Consider the following 24,338-nt stretch of genomic DNA (forward strand, 5'->3'; position numbering starts at 1 on the left):
TAGCAAATTATGCCTAAAATACTTATAACGGGAAATGGTTTCGACCTGAGTTTTGGTCTTCCCACGGGATATTCTGATTTCATTAAAATCTGTAAGAAACTTCAAAATTCTCAGGAATTTGATTGGAACGATTTGAAAGATGACATCGTAGCATTGAAACATTCCGACAAGCTTCCCTCCTCTGAGTTCGCTGACTTTGAATCTTTCAAAACAAGACTTAATGAAAATACCTGGTTCAGATACTTATCGAGGGAATATGGTATCAGTACATGGATAGACTTTGAAAAGCATATTGAAAAAGCTTTAACAATTATACTCGCGACTTTAGACGACATAAAAGTAGAAACTTTTGCAAAAAATGGCAGATATTCAACTGATGAGGACGTGTTATATAAAGAAGATTTTGAGAAAACACAATATGAGATATATCTCACATTAATCGATTTTGAAATCTTACATTTTGACAAGTTCCTTCAGATTAAATTAAACCCAATTTTTTTTAAATCTATTGATAAATTCTATATTGATTTCGAGAAGCAAAAATTATTTGAATCTATTCTAAATGACCTGAATACTTTTACAAATCTGTTTAAAGAGTATTTAAATCAGATAGTTCTTCCTTTAGTCGAGTTGTCCACTGGAACGATTAGAATAGATTTGTTAAAGTCTATTAATTATCATTTTACATTTAATTATACACCTACGTTTTCGAAATTAATTTCGAAAAAGATACCCACAAATTTTATCCATGGTGAGTTGGAAAAAAATAATATCATTTTAGGAATTAACGACTGGGAACATGCTTCAAATGACAAAGGTAGCCTTATTCCTTTCACTAAATATTTCCAAAAACTAAACTATGGAATTGATTTAAAATTTGTAGATGAAATTGAAAATGAAGACAAGCTATACCAGTTCTTCTTTTGGGGCCATTCGCTAGACAAATCAGACGCGATATATATTGATGAGGTTTTTAATAAGGTAGATAAAATCAAAATAGAAGGTATTATCGGAAAAATCATAGCCATATATCACAGTGATTCGTCGCGTTCCAAAATTATAAAAAATCTTATTGAAATAAGAGGAAGCCAAGACGTTCTGCGTAAACAGCGAGATGGAAATTTAGTTTTTCTACATTGTGAATCGAGGGAATTGGAACAAGAGTTATCGGCACCTATGACTAGTCGATTGGATGTAATGGATGTAATGTTTATGTAATAAAATAACAATAATGGAAGAATTTAAAATTGGTGACGAAGTGTTTCACAAATCCGACTCAACCCAAAAATGGGTTATTGAAAAAATAGATGATGATAAAGTATTTTGTTCCACTTTAGTCAAAGAGACTTTAAAACAAGTCACGAATACATTTCTTAAAACATCGATTAAGAAGTGCGCAAGTCCTACTATAACTTTTGGAAGTTCTAGTAGAAGAAATTATCGATTTTAGGAATAAATATTAATAAATTAAACTATATAGCTCGCATGCACAAAAAAGAAATATCGTCGTTTAAGGATTTTATAGATGAATTAGAAACTCTTGAAATGATGGGGTACGAGATCAATTTATTCCGTGGTCAATCAGACAATGCCCCCTTATTACCTAATATCTGTAGAAAATTTCCTACCAACGATAGTACAACTACAGAACGGAAAATGCTTGAAGATTTTAAACGAAGATCATCCTTTTTAATAAAACAAAACTTCACCACGGATTGGGAATGGTTAGTATATGCGCAACACTTCGGACTAAAAACTCGTCGTTTGGACTGGACCAGTAATCCACTTATAGCTCTTTGGTTCGCTTGTCAAAATCCGCATAAGTTGGAACACGATTCCTATCTATATCTATTTTCCTGCGACAGCGATATGCGTATTGATATTAACAAGAAAACTTCTCCATTTGATATTCGGAGTACTAAGATTTTAAAACCAATGCTAAATAATGAACGAATAGTTGCTCAACATGGATGGTTTACTGCTCACGCATATTCAAATAATTTTAAACGCTTCGTAACTTTAGAAAATAATATCAAAACAAAAAACCACCTAACTGAAATTAGAATTCAATCCAGTTTAAAAAAAGAGCTTCTGAGAACACTAACTACTTTTGGTGTAAACAATAGAACGGTTTTTCCTGATGCTAACGGCTTAAGCTCACATCTAAACTGGAAATATTTAGAAGATAGGTATTAAAAAAACTATTAAGAAGCTTGTATCAAAACATTCTTAACTAACCGAAAAATAATTTACATCTAAAAACCCAATAAAGTATCTAAAATTGTAGTATTGAGATTCATTTAAACAATTATAAAACTATATTTTAAATTTGACAACCCAAACATATGGCAAAAATTTATCTTTCGTACCAACATAATGATATTCAATTAATCAAAAAAATTGATGAAGGACTAACATCTCTTGGACATCAGACCATTATGGATGAAACTGTAATGAAAGTTGGAAATGATTGGAGAAAGGATCTTTTGACTGAATTAAAAAAATCTGATGGTCTACTTGTTCTTATTACTAAAGATAGTATTAATTCAAAATATGTTATCAGTGAAATTGGAACGACTAGAGCCTTTATTGACGAAAACGAAAACAAAAAGTTCTTAATTCCAGTAATCTATGGAGATATTGAAATTCCCGATTTTATAAGAGATTTATATTGCATTCGGATAACTGACGAAAACTTCACAAAAGCAATAGATAAAATTGATAACTCAATTTCAACTTTTATTGGCAAAAAAGAAGCTGCCGAAGAACTACAATCTCAAAAAAGAGTTTTGATTGAAAGTACAGCAGCCGATTATATTACAGTTGCTACAACTGCTCTCAAGAAGAGAGAACTTCAAAACATGTGGGTTGCATACCTCTGTTATGTAATCGGATTGTCAACCTTAATATTTGGAGTCTTTTACTCAGTGGAAGGGTTAAAATCAATAAATCAGATTCAAGAAAGCATTTTAAAAGCACCAAATATTATCTGGTTTACGATTGTTATAACACTTGTTAAAAGCATAATAATTATTGGTTTATTATTAGCTTGTTCAAAATATACTTTTACACTTGGAAAGTCTTTCATGCATGAAGCATTGCGAAATGCAGATAGGATCCATGCAATTTCATTTGGTGAATTTGTAATAAAGGCTTACGGTGAAAAAATAACTTCATATGCTGAAATTAATGAAATCTTTCAGAACTGGAATATTGACAAATCTTCTTCATTCCAAAACTTAGATACTAATTCATATGATCCAAAATTTAGTGACAACCTTGTCGATATTATTAAAACACTTACTGAAAAAATACAATCAAAGTAAACATCTGATCGAGCTATAAGAGCAAAATCTATTAAAACTTGAAAGTATTGTCTTAAACATTTTTCTACTAAAATATTTAAGACAATTACAAAAATTTAAACATAACATGCAAACATATATTTTCCCAATCTTATCAACAAACCCAGTTAATCAAAAAACCTATAACGGAACAGGATTTTTAATTGATTGAGATGGGCATTTTTATAAAGATGGACACAACTTTTTCAAAAAAGAAAAAGGAAATGAAAGTATTCAAAAGCTGGACAGCTTAGCATTAATAAATGGAGAGCTTTTGGCATTAGAGATTATCCATTGTGAATATGATCCAGATAATGATATTATAAAAAAAGATTTTGCTTTTGGGAAAATTGGAATCTTACCAAGTAACATAAATTCCATAAAAATAACATCTGAAAGTCCTGTAGCAGTTTGATGTACAACAAAAGATCTCGACTTTCAAAAGTTAGATACTTTACAACTGGAAGGAATACAATATTTTTTGTACGCTATACCAATAACAATCGGAACAAATTCTACTGAGGTAGTTCCTAATGTTTTTTCAGAATTCGACAATGTTTTATTCTATACAACTGAATTAAATTTTTATTTAAATGGTTTTAGTGGTGGTCAAATTATACATAACGATAAAATTTTAGGGGTTCTCGTATCTAATTTCTTTATTACAGAGGAGTATATCGAAAAGATAATTTCATCAACCAAAAAGGTTGAGTAAATTGGGATGTCTCACAGAGCAAGTATTTGATGTTTGGCTCTCTTTTGGTCCGAATATCAAATAAAGGCTTCTTAAAAATTGATTGTTCGCCTAAATTTAATGTGTAACCTTCACATGCCTTATTTCCTTTGTATTGATATCGACTTTACAAGGAGCTTCCACTATTCTGATTTCGGGGAACATTTCCAGCATCAATCCACTGAGTTTGTTGATTTCGAAAATAATTATTATTTCATTTCTGAAACTGGTAAAGAATGAAGTATACTAGGCTGTAAGTACACCATTTTTCCTACAGCTAGGATTGGACTTCTCCGATTTACGTTACTAATTGATTTATTTGTTATTTGTGTCTAATATGTTTTGATGATTCCGTTGGTGTGAGATTACGTACCAAATCTGCAGATTTAAAATGGTACTTTCTTTGTGATTTTGAAATAATTTTATTTGGTTGAATACTTCGAACCATACTTTCAAATAGCGACAGTGTAGTCAAATACATATTTGTTAGAGTTGCTACAAATATTTTACATAATTCAAATTATTACAAATATTTTTTTTAAATAAAAAACCTCTGAGTGGTCGTACCGGCTCAGAGGAAAGCTTTTTTAGTGAGGCTACCGTAGTGGCAATGTTTTACTCCCCGTCTATCGTATGTTGTTCTTTTTTAATCTGAACTTTGTTCTGAAATTTAAGCATACTACATCCACGGATTAACCCATAACTAATTTTTCAGGTTAAAATTGAAGTGATTTCAATCCATTTCTGGAATCATCGGCTTCTCAAATGACTTTTTGCCCTATCCTCCTTAGGGATTACTAAATTAATTATTATTTTTGAAAGAATAGCTAACAATATCAAATTGAATGGGAAATATAAAGTGTGCATCAAAAATTGATTTATCCAATCAGAATCTAAAAGAAATTCCTAAGTATGTAATAACTAATAGAAACCTAAAAGAGCTCAATATTAGCGGAAATAACTTTACAGAACTGCCAAAAGAACTATTTTCTTTAAGGCACTTAAAGAAACTGGATATATCAAATAATAAAATTTCTACAATTTATGCTGATATTGCAAAATTGCAAAAATTAGAAGTCTTAAATTTGAATAAAAACTTACTTAAGGCATTACCAAATCAATTATTTATACTTAAAAAATTAACTAAGCTATTACTCAATGGTAATCAAATTGGACAAATTAACACTAATATTGATTCATTGCAGGAATTAAGATATCTAGCACTGAGCAACAATTATTTGATAGAATTCCCAAAAGAAATCTTGAAATTAAAGAAATTAGAAAGATTGTGGTTAAATAACAATAAATTTCACACAATTCCATTGAAAGATTTAAAGGATGAATTACCTAACTTAAAAGGACTTTATACGTTTAGTGCCCAAATCTATGATAAAAATAATCCCAATCAATTTATTTTCGATATCAGAGGAAATGTAAAAAGGTCAATAGATCTACATGCATACGAGAATGCTAAACCTAATACAAAATTAATACAATCTGAAGTTCAAAAAATACATAAAATGAAAAACTCCATATTCATTAGTTATAGCCATAAGGATTTAAAATATAAAGAAGAGGTGGAAACTTCTCTAAAAAGTTTGAGGAATGTATTCCCTGATCTTGAATTTAATTACTGGAGTGACACACAAATTAAACCTGGTTCAAATTGGTTTGAAGAAATAGAAAATAAATTAGTCAATTGCGATATAGCGATTATGCTAGTTTCCCGTAACTTTCTAGCTTCGGATTTTATTATGAAAAAGGAAGTTCCAGCCCTTTTAGAAAAGCTTAAAACAAATGGAGTATTATTATTAAGTATTGTTATTGGGAAATGCTTATTTGAAAAATCACAATTAAGAGATTTTCAAGCTGTAAACAGTCCGAATACACCATTAAACTCATTAAAAGACTATGAAGTAGACATAATATTATCAAAACTTGAAGAAACAATCACTGATTATTTTAACACGGAAAAAAATAATTAAGTATTTTTTTCTTGATATATATGTTCAATAAATAAAACTTTTAGGACTTTATAGTATTAATGAATGGCAAATTTTTCATTATCGGTTCTCACAGACTTAAAACAGCGTGGTGTTGTAGATATTCTAATTGCCTGTATCGATGGGTTAGTACCGCACTTAAACTTAGAAGCTTCGATTGTGCAGTGTTTATTCGAGTACAATACTTTGATTTATCTCATGGGAATTTGGGTTTAAACGTCTAAGATAATTAAATTGAAAGAGACTATAAAATCAAACTGTACAGTTTATCTATTATGACTATAATTAGGAAATTAAAAAGTCAAAAAGATTAATATTTTTTACTAAACTTACTTATAAATTCTATCTGGGTAAACACTGAAAAATATTAAATTTTCTAGCAAACAAGATTATTGAAATTCTTTACAAGAACGAATATTTAAAAACTAAACGACATGATTTTAATCTTTGAGTTATAATATATTACAATTTATATCTATATTGTAATAATCAATAGTCATATACTTAATACAACTCATCAAATAATGGCAAATTATTTCTATGTCTCATCTCAGGATGAGCAGTACCCAGAACAGGTTTACAAAATTTCATCTATTATTAAACTGAGTAATTTTATTGATGAAGAACAGCATTTCACTAAAATATCAATGGGGAATGATATTACATTAGGTGTTGTTGGAGCATTGGATGATATTATAAATACTTTAGAAAGTAATTCAATAATTGTTAGACTTGAACCTTATATCCAAAAATCCCCTGATTTTGATTTCTTTGTCCTATAAATGTAAACCAATTATGCCATGTTATTATGAACTCAAGTTATTATTACTCTCAAGTAAATAAAATAGAAAAAGAGATTGCCGATTTATATCAAAAAATTGCACTTGATACTAAGCGAGAAAATGATAAGTTAAAACAGATTGATGCAGTAAATAGATCAATTAATAAAAACACATCTCTTCCTACCCTGCAAAGTAAACAAAGGCAAATCCAAGGATATCAAAATGAAATTTTCAACTTTAAAAAGAAAATAGCTGACTATCAGAAAAAAATAGCTTCAAAAACAACTGATCTCAATAAGAAGAAACAAGAACTTAGGAGAGCCGAAGAGCAGGAGCAAAAACAACAAAATCAAAAACAAGTTGATTTTCAACGAGAACTTCAGCAGTCTATCAATGATCAAAAAGCTCAATTAGACTATTTGATAAATCAAAACTATTCCTCTAATGTTGTAAAAACTGCAGATGAAGCTACAGAAATTACAAAACAATATGATTTCTTTATCTCCCACGCCTCTGAGGACAAGGATGATATAGTAAGAGATTTAGCTGATGCATTACAGATAAATGGTTTCCAAGTATGGTATGATGAATTTGAACTAAAAATTGGCGACAGTCTGCGAAAGAAGATTGATGATGGGTTAATAAATTCTAAGTATGGAATAGTAATAATCTCACCCTCTTTTGTAAAGAAAAATTGGACTGAATATGAACTAAATGGAATGGTTGCTAGAGAAATGAATGGTCATAAGGTCATTTTACCAATTTGGCATAAAATCTCTAAAGACGAGGTTTTAAAATTCAGCCCAACTTTGGCTGATAAAATGGCTCTAAATACATCTATTCATTCAACTGAAGAAATAATAAGTGCATTAAAAGCCTTATAAAATTGTTTGTTTAAGACATCAATTCTTACGTGTTTCAAAAAATTCTGCTAGCACTTTAGCATAAAATTTGCTATATTGAATCAAGTAAACTAAAGCTTTTGCTAGCAAAAGCTTTAGTTTACTTACTTTTGCACTGCTTTTTTAATATCAATAAATATCATGAGTCAACAAAATTATATAAAAGACATTGCAAGGTTTGGGTTGGAAAACGACCAGGACAAGCTATTGTCTACGTTGAACGAATTTATTGAGCATAATAAGAGTACCAAAAAAATAAATTTTGCCTTGCAATTGCAATCTCTTTTGAAGGATTCAATCCGTAAGCAAAATAATCAGTTGATGAAGGTGGGCTCTCCTACTCACTATCAGAGTTTACAGGATAGAGAAACGGATGAGCTGATACTTGAGAAGTTGACTTCGGACTATTCGCTGAAGAATCTTGTATTGACTGAACAGGCGCATGATCAACTTGGTAATTTCTTGGAAGAGCATCAGCAGAGCGAGTTATTGAAGAAGTATAATCTTCCGATCTCGAACAAGCTATTGTTACACGGTCCTTCGGGATGTGGTAAGACTTTAGCTTCTTATGTAATAGCTGGTGAACTGAAGAAAATGATGATCGTGCTCAACCTTGGTGCTATTGTATCTTCTAAGTTAGTTTAAACCAGCAAAAACCTTACAAAGATATTTCGTAAGGCTGCGCAAGAGGATTGCATCATATTTATCGATGAAATTGACTCTCTAGGTAAAGTACGTGACTACAGCCAAGATCATGGTGAAATGAAACGTGTGGTGAATACCATTTTACAGCTGTTTGACTACCTACCTCCGAGTAGTATGGTCACATAGCTGCTACAAACCAAAAGGATATGTTAGACGAAGCCCTATTGCGTCGATTTGACTTATCGATCTCATTGGAGCTGCCGGAAAAGTAACAAGTCGAAAAATTGATTAACCTTGTACTAAAGGAAGACCAGTTTGGTTTTGACAAAAAAGTATCATTAACCAAATTGATTGAGAGTGCCAAAGGGCTCTCCTACTATAGCATACAGAAAACATTGATCAACGCGATAAAACGGAGTTTGTTTGCTATGAAAACAGTCAAAGCACTCAAACCCAAAATAGATACACAGATATGGATAGATCTGCTTGAAGAAGAAAAAAAAGCGTTGGCATTCTAAGCACACCTACAACATCCATCCGTATTTCAGATAGTAATTGAATCGTTATCCATATAATCCAAATTTTAAAAATCAATTCTATATGATGCTGATTTGCCAGATTTAATTACTTTTAATACAAACGGTTCTTCGTTTTTTGAAACATATATTTCAATAGTTGGAGCTCCACTTATAAAATCATTTATTTGAACTGCACATTGAAATCCTTTAAAGATGGGCCCATATGTTTGACTCCAACTTCTTACTTGATAACCACTATTAGAATAGATACCTTGAGGTGTAGTGGCTGTCCAATTACTAAAATGACCATAAGTGCCATTACCTTTTATTACATACTTCAAATAATAACTGTCATTGATCACTTTTTCATTATTATCAGTATTCTCTTTACTACAAGAAGAAAAGGAAATGATAGATATTACACTAATTAGTATTAGTGTGATCGTTAAAACACTTTGTTTTAAAAAATGGGATTTCATCTTAATTTTGTACTTTAATGGTTATTTTCAATTGCATATTCCGCAAATGCCCCCCTTTTCACAGATCATGACCTCATGACGTTGGTTACGGGTTATCATCACCAATGACGAAACAATATCACCTTTTTTCCTTAGAATTTGACCTTTAAACAATAATCTGTTGTGAAATATGTTTTTACGACGATAAGAGTTTATCTCCCAATTACGCCCATTTAGCGCCCTTAATGAAACATTTATTAGAGTCAATGATAGATGGTAGCTATCAAAACCCTCGTCATGAGAATAAGGCCTACTGGAATCCGAACCGTCGCAATGGAAAGAGAAAGAAAACAATTTGAGATCTGAAAAACAGGCACTTTGAACTGGAAACTGGTCATGACAGAAAGGTTCATTTAAACCGAAAGTAGATAAAAACTTATAAAGAGAGGCCAATGACCTAGTTCATGGGACACTCCCTTAAATTTGCTAAAAATCTAAAGAAAGCTGATCTGAAGTAAAATACTTTGTAGTAATAACTGGAGGATAGAATACTCCAATTATAACAAAGGGATTATCAGATCTTCTTCTATGCCATTGCATTGTAGTTCCTAAAAAAAAATAAATATCTCGTCCTTTAAAAAAACTCCAATATTTTTCTCTCACTTTTTCTAAAGCAGTCTTTTTATCACCTTTTTTGAGACAATTAAAATACAGTTGTCCAATTTCCCAGTCTTCAATCATTAACCTCGACTTACGACCTTGATCATCTTCAAATTTATAATAAAACTTAAAAGGAATTTTCTTAATTAATTCCCTTTTACCATCATTTTCATTTGAAAATAAATCCAACTGCCTCAATTGTTCCTTCCATTCATTTTTCCACTCTGCATCATCATCTTCAACAATGAAATCTAATATCTTAGTGGGTTTAAACGTAGCTAAAGAAATATTTTTGGGATCTCTGCTATCAGATATTAGATCAGTCATATTAAAATAAATATTCTTGTTAACCAGACCGATTCTTCTATTCCATGCATCCACTTTTTGTGCTGGACTACCACTTAGTGGAACAGATTCAAATATTTCAAAATCTCTAAAATCATAAAATCTAGGGGAATGGCTCTCAGGTCTAAAATCATCTCGTCGCTTTTCAAGTTGTAAAGAAATCCAAGTAAACTTATATGTTTCCATTTTCCCCACATCTCTTACACCCTTTAAAAACTTTAATGGAACAGGATAAATTCTTATCCAAGTCCCATCTTCTTTAATCCCTGCTGTACATACTAATTCATCATAACTTCTAGAGGGCAATGGATAAGTCGTTACAGTAATAAGGACCTTCGTTTTGGCCATATCATATATGCTTAAGTTTATAATCGAAATTAGGTAAGCGACAAATTGCTTCGGCTAAATGTTTTCGGTGACATTGACAAATGTCCTTTTCAAAACAGGTTAATGCAATACGCTTATTTTCTATCAATAAACTTAATATATTTTCTTGACTTTTCAAAGATTTTGTTAACTCTTCTTTTTTGTAATATTCAAAGAGTTTATCATAATCTGATTGAGTTTTCAATTCTTGCCTCAGATCAGATTGTATACCGACTTCCGGAATATGAATGTATTTAATACCGACACTATTGCAGTACTTGATTAATTGACTCTTACTAAATCCGAACTTCATACTCAAGGGATTACGTCTTACATCAATTAAAAGTTGAACATTATTTTTAACGAGACGGTTAAGGTATTCTTCAAGTGAAATACCCTCATACCCTATTGTAAAGAGCATAGTTTCATTTGAACAAGGCTTTTGAAACGAAACTTTATCAAATTGTTCATCTGTCAAAATATCCTTAGCGACTATGCTGTTAATTGCATAATAAGGATAATTCACATAGGTATGTTTCATCAATCTATCCCCATTAAAATTGCCAAAAAGATTTTTAATATACAATAGAATTTTACGGTCAGCTTCCTTAAGAGTTTTAATGTAATCAGCTGTATCCAATTTTAAATAAACAAACTCACCTTCCTCCAATTGACCTTTAGTCACCATTGTATTAAGATCAGCCTTCGCCGAAAATGAGTAACATCCATACTTATATGGTATAAAATCATATTCAGGTTTGATTTGCTTATCGGTAAACAAAAAAAGTAATTTTTGAAGGTTAAGTTTTTCTAATTTACCCCCAAATGATTGTATTAATGCCAATATTACTTTTCTTCTGTAAAACATAGTGCAAAGTTACAGAATATAATACAGTTTTGAGATTTACCGAGTTTTGATTAAATAAATTTAATATTTCAATTTAGCTTCTCATTTTTTAATCTTTATCGATATTTAAACAGTTAAAAGCTAATCGTAATTTTACTTATTTCAAGAAGACTAGCAATTAATTTATTATATTAATGTCTTAATACAACCCAATATCAGGTTCCATCCAACTTATTTGTGTTAATTTTATAGAAATCATAGATCCAAATTGCTTGATCATTAGTAACAAAAACTAATATTTAGTTGGTAAATAAATTCAAGCTCGATGTAGTGATAAATATTTTCACGGTTTAGTATGAAACAGCATATCCATCTTGCTAAACTTTGTTTTCTAGAATTAACTGGAATAGTATTATTTAATAAAAAACGCTCTTGTATGTATTAGTAAAACTCTTAATATAGATGTTCAAATTATGGATTAATTTTATAAATTTCATAAAAATAAATATCAGGAGTTTATTAATAGAGATAAATAAGTATGCTAATTTGTGAAAATAAAAAAAAGGATATACGCCAATATTCTAAAAAACAATATTCATAATATTTACTAAATACGGTTTCCCGTAATATTTTATATTTATAAATTATATATTTGTCGTCATATATTTTTTAAACTAAATATTCGCTTAAAAGTAATACAATTAATGCATTCGTGAATATTACAGTTTATTTAAAAAGATTTAAAAGCATAAATTTATATTATAAACCTACAGGTTGTTTTTATGGAAATAAAACCTATATTTGCTGAAAGCTTATATTCATTTAAGTATGATAACTCTTTCGATCATGAATATTCAAAAAAGATGGATAACTGGGAAGATTTTGAACATATTTATGAAAAAGCATCTGAAAATGATATAGATGAATCACTAATTGATCAATTCTTCGATGAAATTTTCTTTGATAGAGAATACATTAATAATGTAATAGAAGAGTGTTCAATTACAAATAAACTTTTTGAAGTATTTACATGTTTACATAATAACACTATTAAAATAAAAGAATTAGAAGAATCTAAAGCCAGATTCCATATAGAAAAAAGAAAGAAACTCTCTCAATTAAGATTATATGCTTTAAGAGTAAGTAATCAAAAATTTATTATAACTGGTGGCGCAATTAAATTTACACAGAAAATGCAAGATCATCCAGATACTTTATTTGAATTAAGCAGAATTGAAAATTGCAGAAATCATTTAATTGCAAATGATTTTAATGAGGAAGATTTGGCAGATAATATTCTCGTAATATGAAGAAAAATCTAGAAAAAAAAGGCTCTGAATCATTATTAATTGATGAATATAGCAAAAACATAGTGCTAAAATTTACAGCAAAGAAAATTGCTTTTAAAATTCAATATGAATTAAAACGTCGTGAATTAACTCAGCTAGACTTAGCGACCACTTTAAATGTTACTCCTCAAAATATTAGTAAATTACTAAAAGGTGATGATTATAAAATATCAACACTAGTAAAAATCGAACAAGCATTAAAGATTAATCTCATCGATAGAGATATTTTCCGAGAGAAAAGAGAACATTATATTATTATTGAATTAAAGCCATTAGAAAGAAAGATTCGTGCTTATTCAACACAATATTTCGAGGATTTCCAAAATTCTTCGTCAAGAATACTATATGCTGAAATATTGAGCAAGGAATCTATGTTAAAACACGATAACGAATTTGATTATGAAATTTAAGCTTATAAAAGGAGAAGTAGAAGAATTTGCTATTTTAGAAGACAAACTACCAGACGATATTGATAAATTACTTATTAACTGTAACATCCAAGCAAAAGTGAATATAGATGAGAAAATTATTGGAATTACTAATGCTGTAAAATATAGTTTAGAATCAAAAACACTTCTAAAGATCAAATCAACATTATATTTCAAAATTCATGAAGATTCTTGGAGTGAATTTGAAAGGGATACAACTGTAGTACTTAAAAAAGATAAAGTTCAACATTTTGGAATAATCGCAATAGGTGCGACTCGAGGTATGTTAATAGTAAAAACTGTTAATACTCCTTATTCTAGTATCCTCCTTCCACCATTAAATATTAATAAAATAATTGATGACGATATAATCTTAGAGGTAAAATAAAAACGAAGCTTAGGTTTTTTTTTATTTTGGGAAGGTGAGTCTAGCCCAAAGTATATAATTTCGTAATTAAATTAAAAAATCTCCATGATTTTGAGCCTACAATAAAACTATATTGTAAGAGTCTCTACCATTCTTTCAACATAAAGTTATTGAAAGAATGGTAGAGACTCTTGTTTAATCATGTTCTAGCATCATTCACTATAAATGAAAATGAAGGAAAAGGCCTCCTTAAGTGAGTAAAAGTTATGGGACCGTTTTTAATACAGATATTGTATGTTTGAGGTGTGATGTAACTAGGCGTATGCTGAGAAAATGGTGTAAACGATATAAAAAATCTGCATTTGATGGTTTAAATGAGCTTAGAGAAAATCCCATAAAATCAACTGCATAATAATGAAAGAAGACGAGCATCGAATTGTTTATTTAAGAGCAAATGTCATTTTTGGACATCTTAATAAAACGCCTATTCGTTTCTTTGATCTCAACTGCACTGTTAATAAAATACTGACTCCTCGAAATAGTAGTATCCAAGTCCAACTGATGACCTGACAGTATTACTTCTTTTTTTATTTTTTAAGGAATATTGAATGTATAGAGGTTAGTTATTTGCTAAACATATTAAAATATGCGTTCTATTATAACCTTATACTTAAATTCTTTCCAATGATCTTATAGCCTTTTACAATTTATTTCAAATGTTATAAAGCTATGCTAGCCTATTTCATCAATTAGCATTATCGAATGCCTTAAAAGATAAACAAAGAAATGAAGTTCGACAGTTATTTAAAAACAAGGGAAATTGTAAAATAGTATAGGAAATTACCAGATATGAGTAGCATATTTTGTAGTTTAGAGCTATACTGTAATATCAAAAATGAAAAAAATATTCTTATTCGCGCTTCTGTCATCTTTTGGGCTAACTTTAACCTATGGTCAACAAACCAACAATCAATATAGTATTACAGACAAACTGCCGAATGTAATTTATAAAGATCTTAAAGATAGAGACTTGGCGAAGATAGAGGTTTTAGGCAAGCTATATTCAAGTGAAACTGGACTAACGCTGAAAACCGATAGTATAATGAATATTCCGGAGAAAGTACACCACCCATTCCGAGTGAAAGTGCACCAGTTTTAAAGACCAATAATTCGAGCCTTATGCCACTGGATTTATATTAACTTTTTCAAACTTAGTTATTTTTTTTCTTTCTTAAAGACTTGCCCTGTAACGGTAGCCTGTGAGATGAAGCTGTCAATCTGTCCATTATAGCATCCGCAAGAGTTGGTTCATCTATAAAGTTGTACCAAGCCTCGACTGGTAGCTGTGAAGTAATAATTACAGAGCTGTTACCGTACCTGTCTTCCAAAAGGTCCAAAAGTGCAAGTCTAGTGTCTGCATCGATAGACTTAAGCCCGAAGTCATCCAGTATGAGTAGTTTTTGATTTGCAATACCCTTTATCCATTTCAGGTAGGTTCCATCTAATCGTGTCTGAACTACCGTATCCATGAATCGGTTCATTCCAAAGTATAGCGTTCTGTAACCAAGCAAGCAGGCAGATCTTCCAAGCGCACATGCCAGAAAGCTTTTGCCCGATCCTGTTGAACCGGTTATCAGGACATTTTCTCCTCTCTGTATGAATGTTCCGTCAGATAACCTGAGGATCATTTCTCGGGTTATCCCCCGCTCAGAACTGCAGAGTATCTCCTCAGGTAGTGCATTATATCTCAAGCGACTGGCTTTTAGATATTTTTGTGTTCTTCCATGTTCTCGGTATTCAACTTCGGCATGTACCATTGAGCCAAGCAGTTCATGGATGTCCTGTAGCTCATGTACAGGTAAAAAAGCGACCGCTTCATAACGTTTGGCCATCCCGGCCAAACGTAGCGATCTCAGCTGTTCGATTGTCTGATCTATATTCATATGTTTCTTTTTTTATCTGTACTCATCCGCACCTCTGATGTTTTCATGCGCGGGAATACTGTACTGTGATTTTCTGTCATTGTCGTTTTCCAGTAGATCCATCTTATTGTCAATAATATTTTTGATGACCATATAGTTGAACCGATGTCCTTTCAAGGCCCTTCGACAGGCATTCTCTATGCGATCTGGGTAAAGTACGGCTAATCGCAAAAGCCCCTGGCAGGACTGGTAGGACTGATCTATGACCAGTTTACTGTCCATGACCTTCTGAAAGTATTCCACGGTTGCAGTTCCATATTTTTCTGCTTTTGTAATGTAATCCTCCGGATTCCATAATGAACTGTCGTACATATGTTGGTGGTTCGGGGGACGATGTTCCGCAACAGTCGTATACCCATGTTTTTTATAGCTACGTTTATGTAGAGCAATACGCTTGTTATCGCTGTATATCTCAACAATATCCGTCCAGTAGATGACAGTAACCTTACTGCCTATATAGCGATAAGGTACGCTATAGAAATGCCAATCCTCACCCAGTACAATATGGTAGTTGCTCTGTATCTTTCCCTTTGTATAATACTTAATAATATATCTTGTTTCCGGTAGAGGCTTTAACAGAGCTTTTTCCTGACCTTCAAAGCGTTCTTTTCTGCTGAAGCTTTTACGCTGGAAGTTTTTTTCGTGGTGTTCATTGAGCTTTTCCCGGATTGCACCGTTTAGCGAAAAGAGGCTTGTGTAAGTTTCATTTCTTAAGGGTGCGTACACGCGGAGATAGGTTGTCCTTACTCCACCTTCCACGGATGGTTTGTCTTTTGGGCTTTGCTGGACGTGCTGCCAATAGCGCAATACTGTTATGGTTTGCCCACTGTTCCAGCATATTTGCAAATGTTGGCTCGTAACGGTTGCTACGGATTACCCATTGCTTCATGTTGTCTGATTTTACCGAAAGAGGTACACCTCCGAAATAGCTCAGAGCATTGTTCAGTGCACGTACAACTTGCGGTAAAGAAGCATTAGGGAGGGCTTCAACGTAGCTATAACCACTAAAAGGTAAAACGGCGACAAATACGGGACATTCGACGGGTTCACCGCTAATGCTATCAATATAATGCAGTTTATCTCCTGCAAAGTCCACCTCTAAGAGCTTTCCTGGATCATGTTCGAAATGCATGGTGGCACTACGTTTACGGATGTGTTCCTGCAGCAGTTCACAGAATCTTGAATACCCAAAGCCATCGGGATATTCTGCAATGTACTCCTGCCATAGAAGCTGTCGGGTGACGCCCACACGGTGAAGTTCAGAAGTCAGGTATTCGTAGAGTGACTCCAGGTGCAATTGTCGGGGATCTTTATTTAGCTCTTTCTTATCGGCATTAAGGTATGCATATAGCTCACTGTCATCAAATAGAAGCAGTTCTTGGATACTCATTCCACATGCGGAAAACCGTTTCATATATCCGGCAATTGTACGTCTATTGATACCTGTTTCTTTTTCAATGGAACGTTGTGAAAACCCACGTTCCATAAAAAGTAATAGCTGTTTTATCTTTTGCATACTTAGAGGTTTGTTTGCCATATCTTAGGAATCTAACTGATACCTAACTTAGCAATCTTTTTTTCTCAAAATATCCAGTGGTGTACTTTGCTGCGGAATAATTGGTGTACTTTGTGTCGGAATGGCAGTTGTCGAAGAAAATATCTTAAACGACAGTACCCATCAAACAACCCCTAAATAACCATCAAAAGTGGTGTACTTTGGAGCGGAATAACTGGTGCACTTTGAAGCGGAACAGTGGTGTAGTATGGTGCGGAATATTCACCTGTCCAGCAATGTGCTGAAGTTTAATTGAGACTTTTTCATTTGGATATTTACGGCGATAATGATCAAGGAACTAGGTGTAGCTATAAGGTTCAGCTGCCAGCTCAACATATTGCTGATAAGTGATACAGAAAAGTAAAGCCGGGATGGTTCTGAGCCTTGTTTAAGCCCTAAACTAAAGCATGAGCTCATTATGACATACGGTATCCAGGGTGGTTTGGGATGAAAACAGTTCCGATAAAGCAACGGTATTGAAGTCTAAAAGCTCCTTAAATGAGTATTGGTTGCCCGGCAAATAGCAGCATGTAAGTATTGACTGTATTACGGGAAATACCGAAAGCGCAACCTATTTTACGGTTACTGTAACAGTCAATGTGTAATGTAAGTATCGGTTTTAAGTCCATCGGATCAAGTTCGTTGGCCATATCGCTGTATTTAAAGCGACAAAGTAATTCTTTCTTGATCTTTTTAAAGTGACACAAATCGCACTGTAATATCCAGCCAATGCACAAATGGGACTTGACCATATCAAAACTATATATTAAATTTGGTGATAGGCTAAAGCTAGATAGAAACTATTACAGAGAAACCAATAACATAGTAATCACTTTAGACACCATCTATAAAACCAATAATTTCCTGACATTTATGGTTATCTATAATTTTATTCATAGTTAGATAGTCCGTCTGACTAATACAAGTTGTATTAGCTCCTCCTGATTTTTGTAACTGTCCAACTGTAGCAACTAGGGATTTTTGCTTATCATATTTCAATTTATATTTTAATTTAGTCGACCTCTCTTCCATTTTCATCCCATTATCATCCTTAATAATTCTCAAATTATATAACCGATTATCGGCAAAATGATCGGTTAGAAACTTTTCTGCTGATTCAAAAATTAATTCGTTATCGAGTTTCATTAAAGGAACTAATATATCCTCCAGCTTTCCAGTGTTATCATTTTGACCGGTTACTATATGTACACCTAAACCTATCCCTTGAACATTAACATTCATAGAATTTTGAGTAAACAAATCAATCTTTGAATTGATGCTTCCGTTTAAGTTTCTATTTACCATATTTAACCTGTTATTAACTCCGTCTTCATCAGCATCAAAAAACAGTGAGATATTAATTTCAGTGTCATCTGTAATTCTCCCAGTTGTAATCTTTCCCTCTTCTGGTATAAAAGCTTTAACCTTATTGATAAAATTACTGATTTTATCAAACTGTGTTATCCCTCCTAAAACAAATAGAAAGATATACTTGTCTCCTTTCTTTAAAGAATTATTAGGAATGAAACTCTGTTTAATTGTTTGAATATTTAAATCTTCAACATTCGACTTATTTGCCTCAGTGGTTATCAGACTATTCACTGGAAACGGTAAATCCTTGATGGAAACCTTTTCATAACTTTCATAACCGCTAGCCTTTAATACTCTATAAATAAATGCTGCATCATGCGGTCCTTCACATAATGCAAAGATTATTTTATTTGCCATTCTATCTAATATCAACATTAATAGATTCAACAAGATTTTTCAATTCGTTACCTTCTAAATAATTGCAAACTAATTCTTTTTCCTTATTAAATTCCAACGCATAAGCCATGAGTTCATCATCACTATAGTCATTCTGTACAAAAGCATCGATACATTCTTTACTATGTGTCGTTAGGAATACTTGAACATTATACTTATTTGCTAATAATTGAATAAAATTCGTAAATTTAACCAATAATGATTTATGAATTGCACTATCAATTTCATCAATACAAATAATCCCGTCCTTACTAAATACCATTAGTAAGGTAATCTCAAAAATACGTTGCAATCCTTCACCATATTTTGTTATATCCAGTACATCATTTAATTTATTTGAAGTGACCACAAATCGACTCTCTTTTTCAATTGTAATAAGCTCAATTTTTTCTATCGACTCATCTAAGTTATCTCTAATAAATTTTATAATTTCATCAAGATACTTGTTTTCCACTGCGAAAGCATGAGCTTCTTGAAGTAAATCAATATTATACCTAAAAGGACTTGTGAAAGTTCCTTGGCAAAGTATTTTTGATCTACTAAATCTCAAATCAGCCACTTTATTTGTATACAAATGTAAATTACTATTTAATGTCTCTTCCCCAACTTTAGCTTCAATACTTATTGTATTTAAATAATCTGATTTATCAATATCATCTTCTGTTTTGTTAGAAGTAATAGATAGTTCTGTTTCAACTTTATTAAAGCAAGCACCTATTCTAATTCTTTGATTAAATGATTTATTGAACCAATTAGAATTAATATCTCCCAAATATTTTCCTCTATATTTTTCTAATTGCACAAAAGCATTTAAATCATTTAGTTGACTTAATAGATAAAACACCTCAAGTAGGGAAGTTTTACCCATATTATTCCCCCCAACAAATATGTTTACTTGACTTAATTTCTGAACCTTTAAATTAGTCAATTTTCTATACTTATTAATGTACACAGAAGAAAATTGCTTTCTAATGCTCGGATAAAAAAGAGATGACGAATTAGCAGATATACCTAGATTTGCAAGTGAAGAAGGAATTAAGCGATCCAATTTTATTTTCAACTTTTCAATCTCCTCGTACTCGTCGATGTTTAAATGGTCACTAAAATTGAAAGCAACTTGTATTTCGCTACTAATTTTTGATAGGGCACTTTTTAATCGATTTTCGCTTATTGCGTCACTATAGGTATAACCTTCAATTATACTACGACTTTCCTCCATTTTTTTTACGGCATTCTCATCGTTTATAAATGCCGAAATCTCTTTAACTTGACGATATTGAGTAATAATTGGTTCTATTATATTAGACCTTTCATTACCATCCTCATCCAAATCATATTCTTCCTCTTTAGAAATCCATTTAAAAAACCTCTCTACATTGCCTTCATTTCTTGCAAAATAAGCTGTGTCGTCCCAACCTACCCAGTTTTTCAACGATGATGTAGCAATTGCTGTTTCAAAAATCGTAAACATATTTGGCTCAAATTGATCACCATAATCACTTCTTTTGTATTGCTCGATAAAAGAGAGTGTCCTTCGACTCCTCCTTAACTTATGCTTATTAATACCCAATTTATCACAGACCTCTTCTTCATGAAGACTGAATCTTTCAATTAGATCGTTTATTAATTGAGCTTCATTAACGGCAGACCATCTTTTTTTTCCGCTAATATGATGTAGCCCCATTGTAATTAAATGTTGAACGGGGTCCTCATCTGACATTTCAACTAGATGAACGATTTTAAAATCAGACTCTTCTAAATTACCTACGTCACCGCCAGATTTATATTCTTCCCATAAATACTTTAATGTTGCAATCCGCCGATTTCCTTCCAGAACCAGATATTTATCTCCTAATGCTTTTACCTGGATTTGATCAATATCCAAAAAACCATTGGTCCTAAAACTACTGATCAAATCCTGGACATTTGACTGATTTTTTCCCAGTATAAAGTTCAACGTTCGCTGTTGCACCCTATTATCTGCTGCTTCCTCATCATTTACTAATTTATAATCTTGACGATCTATAAACCTATAGTTATTAGGATCTAAGATTAATCGATCTATATGTCTGGATATTCTTTTAGATTCCATTATTAAAAGCTTTTAGTGATGCTTTACAAATTACCCTAACTTCAAGCAGTGACTACTATATTATGGTTATTCTGTAGTTTAAAGTGTAAAGATATAAATATAATCAATTTTTGACCCAATAAAATGATGTGGAATTGCGAATATAATTAGCACCGTAAGCTAAGTTTTTTTTTGCTATTTACTTACTTGAACCTTGTTTTGATCTCTGCTATCCTAGATTTATTCTTTTGTAATATTTTTAAGCAACCTTTTGTTTTAAACAAAAGGTTTAATTTTCATGGCAATTTTTGTTTTTTTTTGATTAAAGTGATTTATATTAGTTCTATCGTTTTTTTTATTGTATCAGCATCATTAAAAAGCATAATGTTCATTAATTATGTAAAAGAAATAAGATCGATCAAAAAAAATGATTTCAAGACAGCATTAAAATACTTCAATAGAATGTAGATTTTTTTACTCTATATGTTTTTTGCGTAGATAAATTCCGCGCGATTACCCACAATAGAATTGGACGAACTTATCTACTTTTTTCGAGTATGATGAGTAATTCGCAAGACTATTAACACCACTAATCCTATTGAAGGAATGCACCACCAGATACGAAAATATAATTTCCTTCATACCTACTGCCACTTCTCAAAATCTGTTTTTTCAGGATAAAATTCTAAAATAAAATCCCGAATTGCCCTTTTCTCATCTTGTTCATAAGCTAATAAGTCAATAGCCGCATTATGTACGGCTTTACCAATTATGTAATTGATAATTTTAGAGCTTTCATTATCCATCTTATTCCTAGAAACATCAGGAATAAATTTTCTAGATTTAAAATTTATAACTATCGAAGAAACTTCAAATACTGAAGCTACTAAAGGCAAATTTATTTCAAAATCTTTTATGAGTACACCTCGAATAAACAATTCCTTTCGTGGTCCTGTCTTCCTATAATACCAATTCACCTTATCGGTATCAAAAGGTAAATAGAGTTCATTTTTCCGACCTTCAAATAACCGCACCTTATGTAATGTACTCTTTGTTTTACACTCGTAATTATGCCCGAGCTCTACCAATTTTAAATATGAAATTTCCTCTAAGACATAATCATTTTTATCATAAAGAATTTCTCCAACTACGTTTCCAAATTCATTACAAGGTATTAAAATTGAAATCCACTTTAGCTTGCCATCAAGCTTTTCGATGACTTCGTCAATATCATCCGTAAAATTCATTCCACTCAAATAGGCGGTAACATTTTCTTCTTCTACAAGAGGAATAGATAAATACTGTAACTCATTATTGCGAATGTACTCATCCAAATTTATATGAGAGCAATCTTCTAAAGGCTTGATGTCATACTCATAGTCATCATCTTCATCGCTATATATTTTTTGATAAATATATAAATCTCCAGACAAATCAAGTTCTTCAATGCTTTTAATAAAAGCAGTTTTATTCTTTAAAATAGCATAACCTTCGACATCTTCAAGATAATCAGACATATCGATTTTAAATGTACCTTTTTCATTTTGCTTAACATACTCTATAGAATTTTCAATTTTAAAAATATCTGGATCTTGAAGTATATTAAAATCAACCCCATCTGTCAGGAAATAAGTGGAAAGGAACTCTTTAACAATATTTACATCATTATTAAATAAGCCCATAAACTGTTCGTAATTTAAAACAACCTCAGTTCCAAAAAACAATGGATCCTCTGACTCAGTAAGGGAGGTCCACTCATTTCCTTTCTCCAATTGTACATCAAATCTATTTCTCTCGAGGAAGTATCTTGTACTAACCTTAACTTTGTCAGAAAGCATAAAACAAGAAAGAAAACCAATTCCATAATTTCCTATTGGTTTATATTCCAAATTTCGAATTAAGAATTCAAATGATTTATAATAGGAAACTCCAATATTTAAAAAATGGTTCTTCAAGACATTCATAGACATACCAATGCCATTATCTTTTATTACCACCTCACCTTTTTCTCGATCTAGTATTATCTTTATGGAGGGAACATACTGCTCATCGCCAAACTTCCTTATGTCGCTTACTTGTCTTAATCTACAAGCGTCCAATGAATTTTGTAAAAGCTCTCTCAGTCCAAGTTTCTTATCACCATATATTTTTTCTCCCATTAACAAAGAACTTATTGCATCAAATTCAAGTGTCATCTTATATCCAGAAAAAGTATATCCTTCGGGTTTTATGTGAATTTTAGGTTTAGGATCAAATAACAAATTATAACGAGAATCCTGCTCCATAAGTAACGAAACACTCTCTGTTATTTCAACTTCCACCCAATCAATATAGTTCAAGAGTTTACGATGAGTATCAGCATTTTTAGCTGTTCCATGGAAAACAACTTGTTTTAATTTTGTGATAGAGTTTAACTCTATCTTCTCCGTGTTAGAGATAATGAAATGTTGTAGCCATTCTTCATCACTTCGTCCCTTTGGATTAATAAGTTTGTATAATTTATATGGGGTTCGCTGTTGATCAATATCTAAAATATCAGCTATTCTTAATATCGATGCAATAAATTGACAATTTAAAACATACTCACCGCGAACAACATGCCTTGACAATTTAGAATTTATCCAGTCATATCCTTTTGTATGACTTTCACAAACTAATGCCAACTCCTCAGCAAAGTCTAACTCAGTTAATTTTGGTATTTTTAAAATATTTTTAAGATTTTCCCTAATATATTTTCCAGAAAGCTGAGCATGTATCCTTCTAATAAATTCTTGAAGAGTTTCTATTTCATCATAATTCAACAAAGGAAGCATATCAGAGTACTTAACATCCGAAAAGTTAAATGAGTCTCCTTTTATAGCAGTAATATCATTTTCGCTAACCGCCATCCCTATGTCATGTAAAAGTGCAGAACAAATTAACATAGTGATTTCAAGATCACTTAATTCTTCATAATTACTTACAATCTTTGACATGTACTGGATGATTCTAAACGAGTGTCCACTATTATGTAAGGTATATTTTGGAAAGACAGTTGCAATTCGATTATCCAAACTATCTATAGCATTATCGTAAACGCTATTAACTACGGTAATAAATGGACTTTCTTTTTTTATCAGGTATGAAACGAGTTCTAGCTCGTCAAATTTTAAGGAATTATCAATTTTAAATGGCATTATTAAAAATATTTATTGATTAGTTTTCTGAAAAGATCAT

Annotated in this window: 20 protein-coding genes and 1 pseudogene; 12 read left to right on the top strand and 9 right to left on the bottom strand. The window is 31.6% G+C overall.

Annotated features, from left to right (window positions below; genetic code table 11):
• Positions 1–9 precede the first annotated feature (9 nt).
• The 8 genes and pseudogenes from C8N37_RS14975 to C8N37_RS22945 all read left to right on the top strand — a co-directional run bounded on the left by C8N37_RS14975 (position 10) and on the right by C8N37_RS22945 (position 8,927).
• Complete coding sequence (locus C8N37_RS14975) at positions 10–1,218, top strand: AbiH family protein (RefSeq protein WP_108159645.1); 1,209 nt, start codon at positions 10–12, stop codon at positions 1,216–1,218.
• A 267-nt stretch (positions 1,219–1,485) separates the two neighbouring features.
• The gene (locus C8N37_RS14985) at positions 1,486–2,196 is read left to right on the top strand and encodes an FRG domain-containing protein (protein ID WP_108159647.1); all 711 of its coding nucleotides are present in this window, start codon (positions 1,486–1,488) and stop codon (positions 2,194–2,196) included.
• Between the two features lie 149 nt (positions 2,197–2,345).
• On the top strand, positions 2,346–3,326 hold the full coding sequence (locus C8N37_RS14990; protein ID WP_108159648.1) for a toll/interleukin-1 receptor domain-containing protein: 981 nt from the start codon (positions 2,346–2,348) through the stop codon (positions 3,324–3,326).
• A gap of 1,596 nt (positions 3,327–4,922) precedes the next feature.
• The gene (locus tag C8N37_RS15000) at positions 4,923–6,062 is read left to right on the top strand and encodes a leucine-rich repeat domain-containing protein (protein ID WP_108159650.1); all 1,140 of its coding nucleotides are present in this window, start codon (positions 4,923–4,925) and stop codon (positions 6,060–6,062) included.
• A 542-nt stretch (positions 6,063–6,604) separates the two neighbouring features.
• Positions 6,605–6,862 (top strand): hypothetical protein, encoded by a 258-nt coding sequence (locus C8N37_RS15005; protein WP_108159651.1) that lies wholly within the window; start codon positions 6,605–6,607, stop codon positions 6,860–6,862.
• A 26-nt stretch (positions 6,863–6,888) separates the two neighbouring features.
• Complete coding sequence (locus tag C8N37_RS15010; protein WP_108159652.1) at positions 6,889–7,746, top strand: toll/interleukin-1 receptor domain-containing protein; 858 nt, start codon at positions 6,889–6,891, stop codon at positions 7,744–7,746.
• A 339-nt stretch (positions 7,747–8,085) separates the two neighbouring features.
• A pseudogene (locus tag C8N37_RS23105) lies at positions 8,086–8,595 on the top strand (AAA family ATPase).
• Between the two features lie 98 nt (positions 8,596–8,693).
• On the top strand, positions 8,694–8,927 hold the full coding sequence (locus C8N37_RS22945) for a hypothetical protein (RefSeq protein ID WP_211322270.1): 234 nt from the start codon (positions 8,694–8,696) through the stop codon (positions 8,925–8,927).
• Between the two features lie 65 nt (positions 8,928–8,992).
• On the opposite strand, the gene C8N37_RS15020 is transcribed toward C8N37_RS22945, so the two are convergent.
• From C8N37_RS15020 to C8N37_RS15030, 3 genes are all read right to left on the bottom strand, one after another.
• A complete protein-coding gene (locus tag C8N37_RS15020) occupies positions 8,993–9,406 on the bottom strand; it encodes a hypothetical protein (protein WP_108159653.1) in 414 nt (137 codons plus the stop codon).
• Positions 9,407–9,871: 465 nt separating this feature from the next.
• The gene (locus C8N37_RS15025) at positions 9,872–10,738 is read right to left on the bottom strand and encodes a hypothetical protein (RefSeq protein WP_108159654.1); all 867 of its coding nucleotides are present in this window, start codon (positions 10,736–10,738) and stop codon (positions 9,872–9,874) included.
• 1 nt (position 10,739) lies between these two features.
• The gene (locus C8N37_RS15030) at positions 10,740–11,624 is read right to left on the bottom strand and encodes a DUF488 domain-containing protein (protein ID WP_108159655.1); all 885 of its coding nucleotides are present in this window, start codon (positions 11,622–11,624) and stop codon (positions 10,740–10,742) included.
• Between the two features lie 761 nt (positions 11,625–12,385).
• On the opposite strand from C8N37_RS15030, the gene C8N37_RS15035 reads away from it, so the two are divergent.
• From C8N37_RS15035 to C8N37_RS15050, 4 genes are all read left to right on the top strand, one after another.
• Positions 12,386–12,913 carry a hypothetical protein gene (locus C8N37_RS15035; RefSeq protein WP_108159656.1) on the top strand — a complete coding sequence of 176 codons (528 nt, stop codon included), beginning with the start codon at positions 12,386–12,388 and terminating at the stop codon, positions 12,911–12,913.
• Positions 12,910–13,362: a helix-turn-helix domain-containing protein gene (locus tag C8N37_RS15040; protein ID WP_108159657.1), complete on the top strand. Its 453-nt coding sequence runs from the start codon at positions 12,910–12,912 to the stop codon at positions 13,360–13,362. The genes C8N37_RS15035 and C8N37_RS15040 overlap by 4 nt, the downstream gene beginning before the upstream one ends.
• On the top strand, positions 13,352–13,768 hold the full coding sequence (locus tag C8N37_RS15045; protein ID WP_108159658.1) for a hypothetical protein: 417 nt from the start codon (positions 13,352–13,354) through the stop codon (positions 13,766–13,768). Before C8N37_RS15040 ends, C8N37_RS15045 begins: the two co-directional genes overlap by 11 nt.
• A gap of 874 nt (positions 13,769–14,642) precedes the next feature.
• Positions 14,643–14,906: a hypothetical protein gene (locus C8N37_RS15050; RefSeq protein ID WP_108159659.1), complete on the top strand. Its 264-nt coding sequence runs from the start codon at positions 14,643–14,645 to the stop codon at positions 14,904–14,906.
• 52 nt (positions 14,907–14,958) lie between these two features.
• On the opposite strand, the gene istB is transcribed toward C8N37_RS15050, so the two are convergent.
• The 6 genes from istB to C8N37_RS15085 all read right to left on the bottom strand — a co-directional run bounded on the left by istB (position 14,959) and on the right by C8N37_RS15085 (position 24,298).
• The gene (gene istB, locus C8N37_RS15055; RefSeq protein WP_108159660.1) at positions 14,959–15,690 is read right to left on the bottom strand and encodes an IS21-like element helper ATPase IstB; all 732 of its coding nucleotides are present in this window, start codon (positions 15,688–15,690) and stop codon (positions 14,959–14,961) included.
• A 12-nt stretch (positions 15,691–15,702) separates the two neighbouring features.
• Positions 15,703–16,455, bottom strand: coding sequence for a Mu transposase domain-containing protein (locus tag C8N37_RS22950; RefSeq protein ID WP_211322271.1), 753 nt, complete (start codon positions 16,453–16,455; stop codon positions 15,703–15,705).
• Positions 16,433–17,266: a DDE-type integrase/transposase/recombinase gene (locus tag C8N37_RS22955; protein ID WP_211322272.1), complete on the bottom strand. Its 834-nt coding sequence runs from the start codon at positions 17,264–17,266 to the stop codon at positions 16,433–16,435. The genes C8N37_RS22950 and C8N37_RS22955 overlap by 23 nt, the downstream gene beginning before the upstream one ends.
• 852 nt (positions 17,267–18,118) lie before the next feature.
• Positions 18,119–19,012 (bottom strand): DUF3226 domain-containing protein, encoded by an 894-nt coding sequence (locus C8N37_RS15070; protein ID WP_146171082.1) that lies wholly within the window; start codon positions 19,010–19,012, stop codon positions 18,119–18,121.
• A gap of 1 nt (position 19,013) precedes the next feature.
• A complete protein-coding gene (locus tag C8N37_RS15075; protein WP_108159662.1) occupies positions 19,014–21,143 on the bottom strand; it encodes an AAA family ATPase in 2,130 nt (709 codons plus the stop codon).
• A gap of 623 nt (positions 21,144–21,766) precedes the next feature.
• On the bottom strand, positions 21,767–24,298 hold the full coding sequence (locus C8N37_RS15085) for an HD domain-containing protein (protein WP_108159664.1): 2,532 nt from the start codon (positions 24,296–24,298) through the stop codon (positions 21,767–21,769).
• Between the last annotated feature and the right edge of the window lie 40 nt (positions 24,299–24,338).

The organism is Sphingobacterium faecium (assembly GCF_003054045.1).
Classification (GTDB): Bacteria; Bacteroidota; Bacteroidia; order Sphingobacteriales; family Sphingobacteriaceae; genus Sphingobacterium; species Sphingobacterium faecium.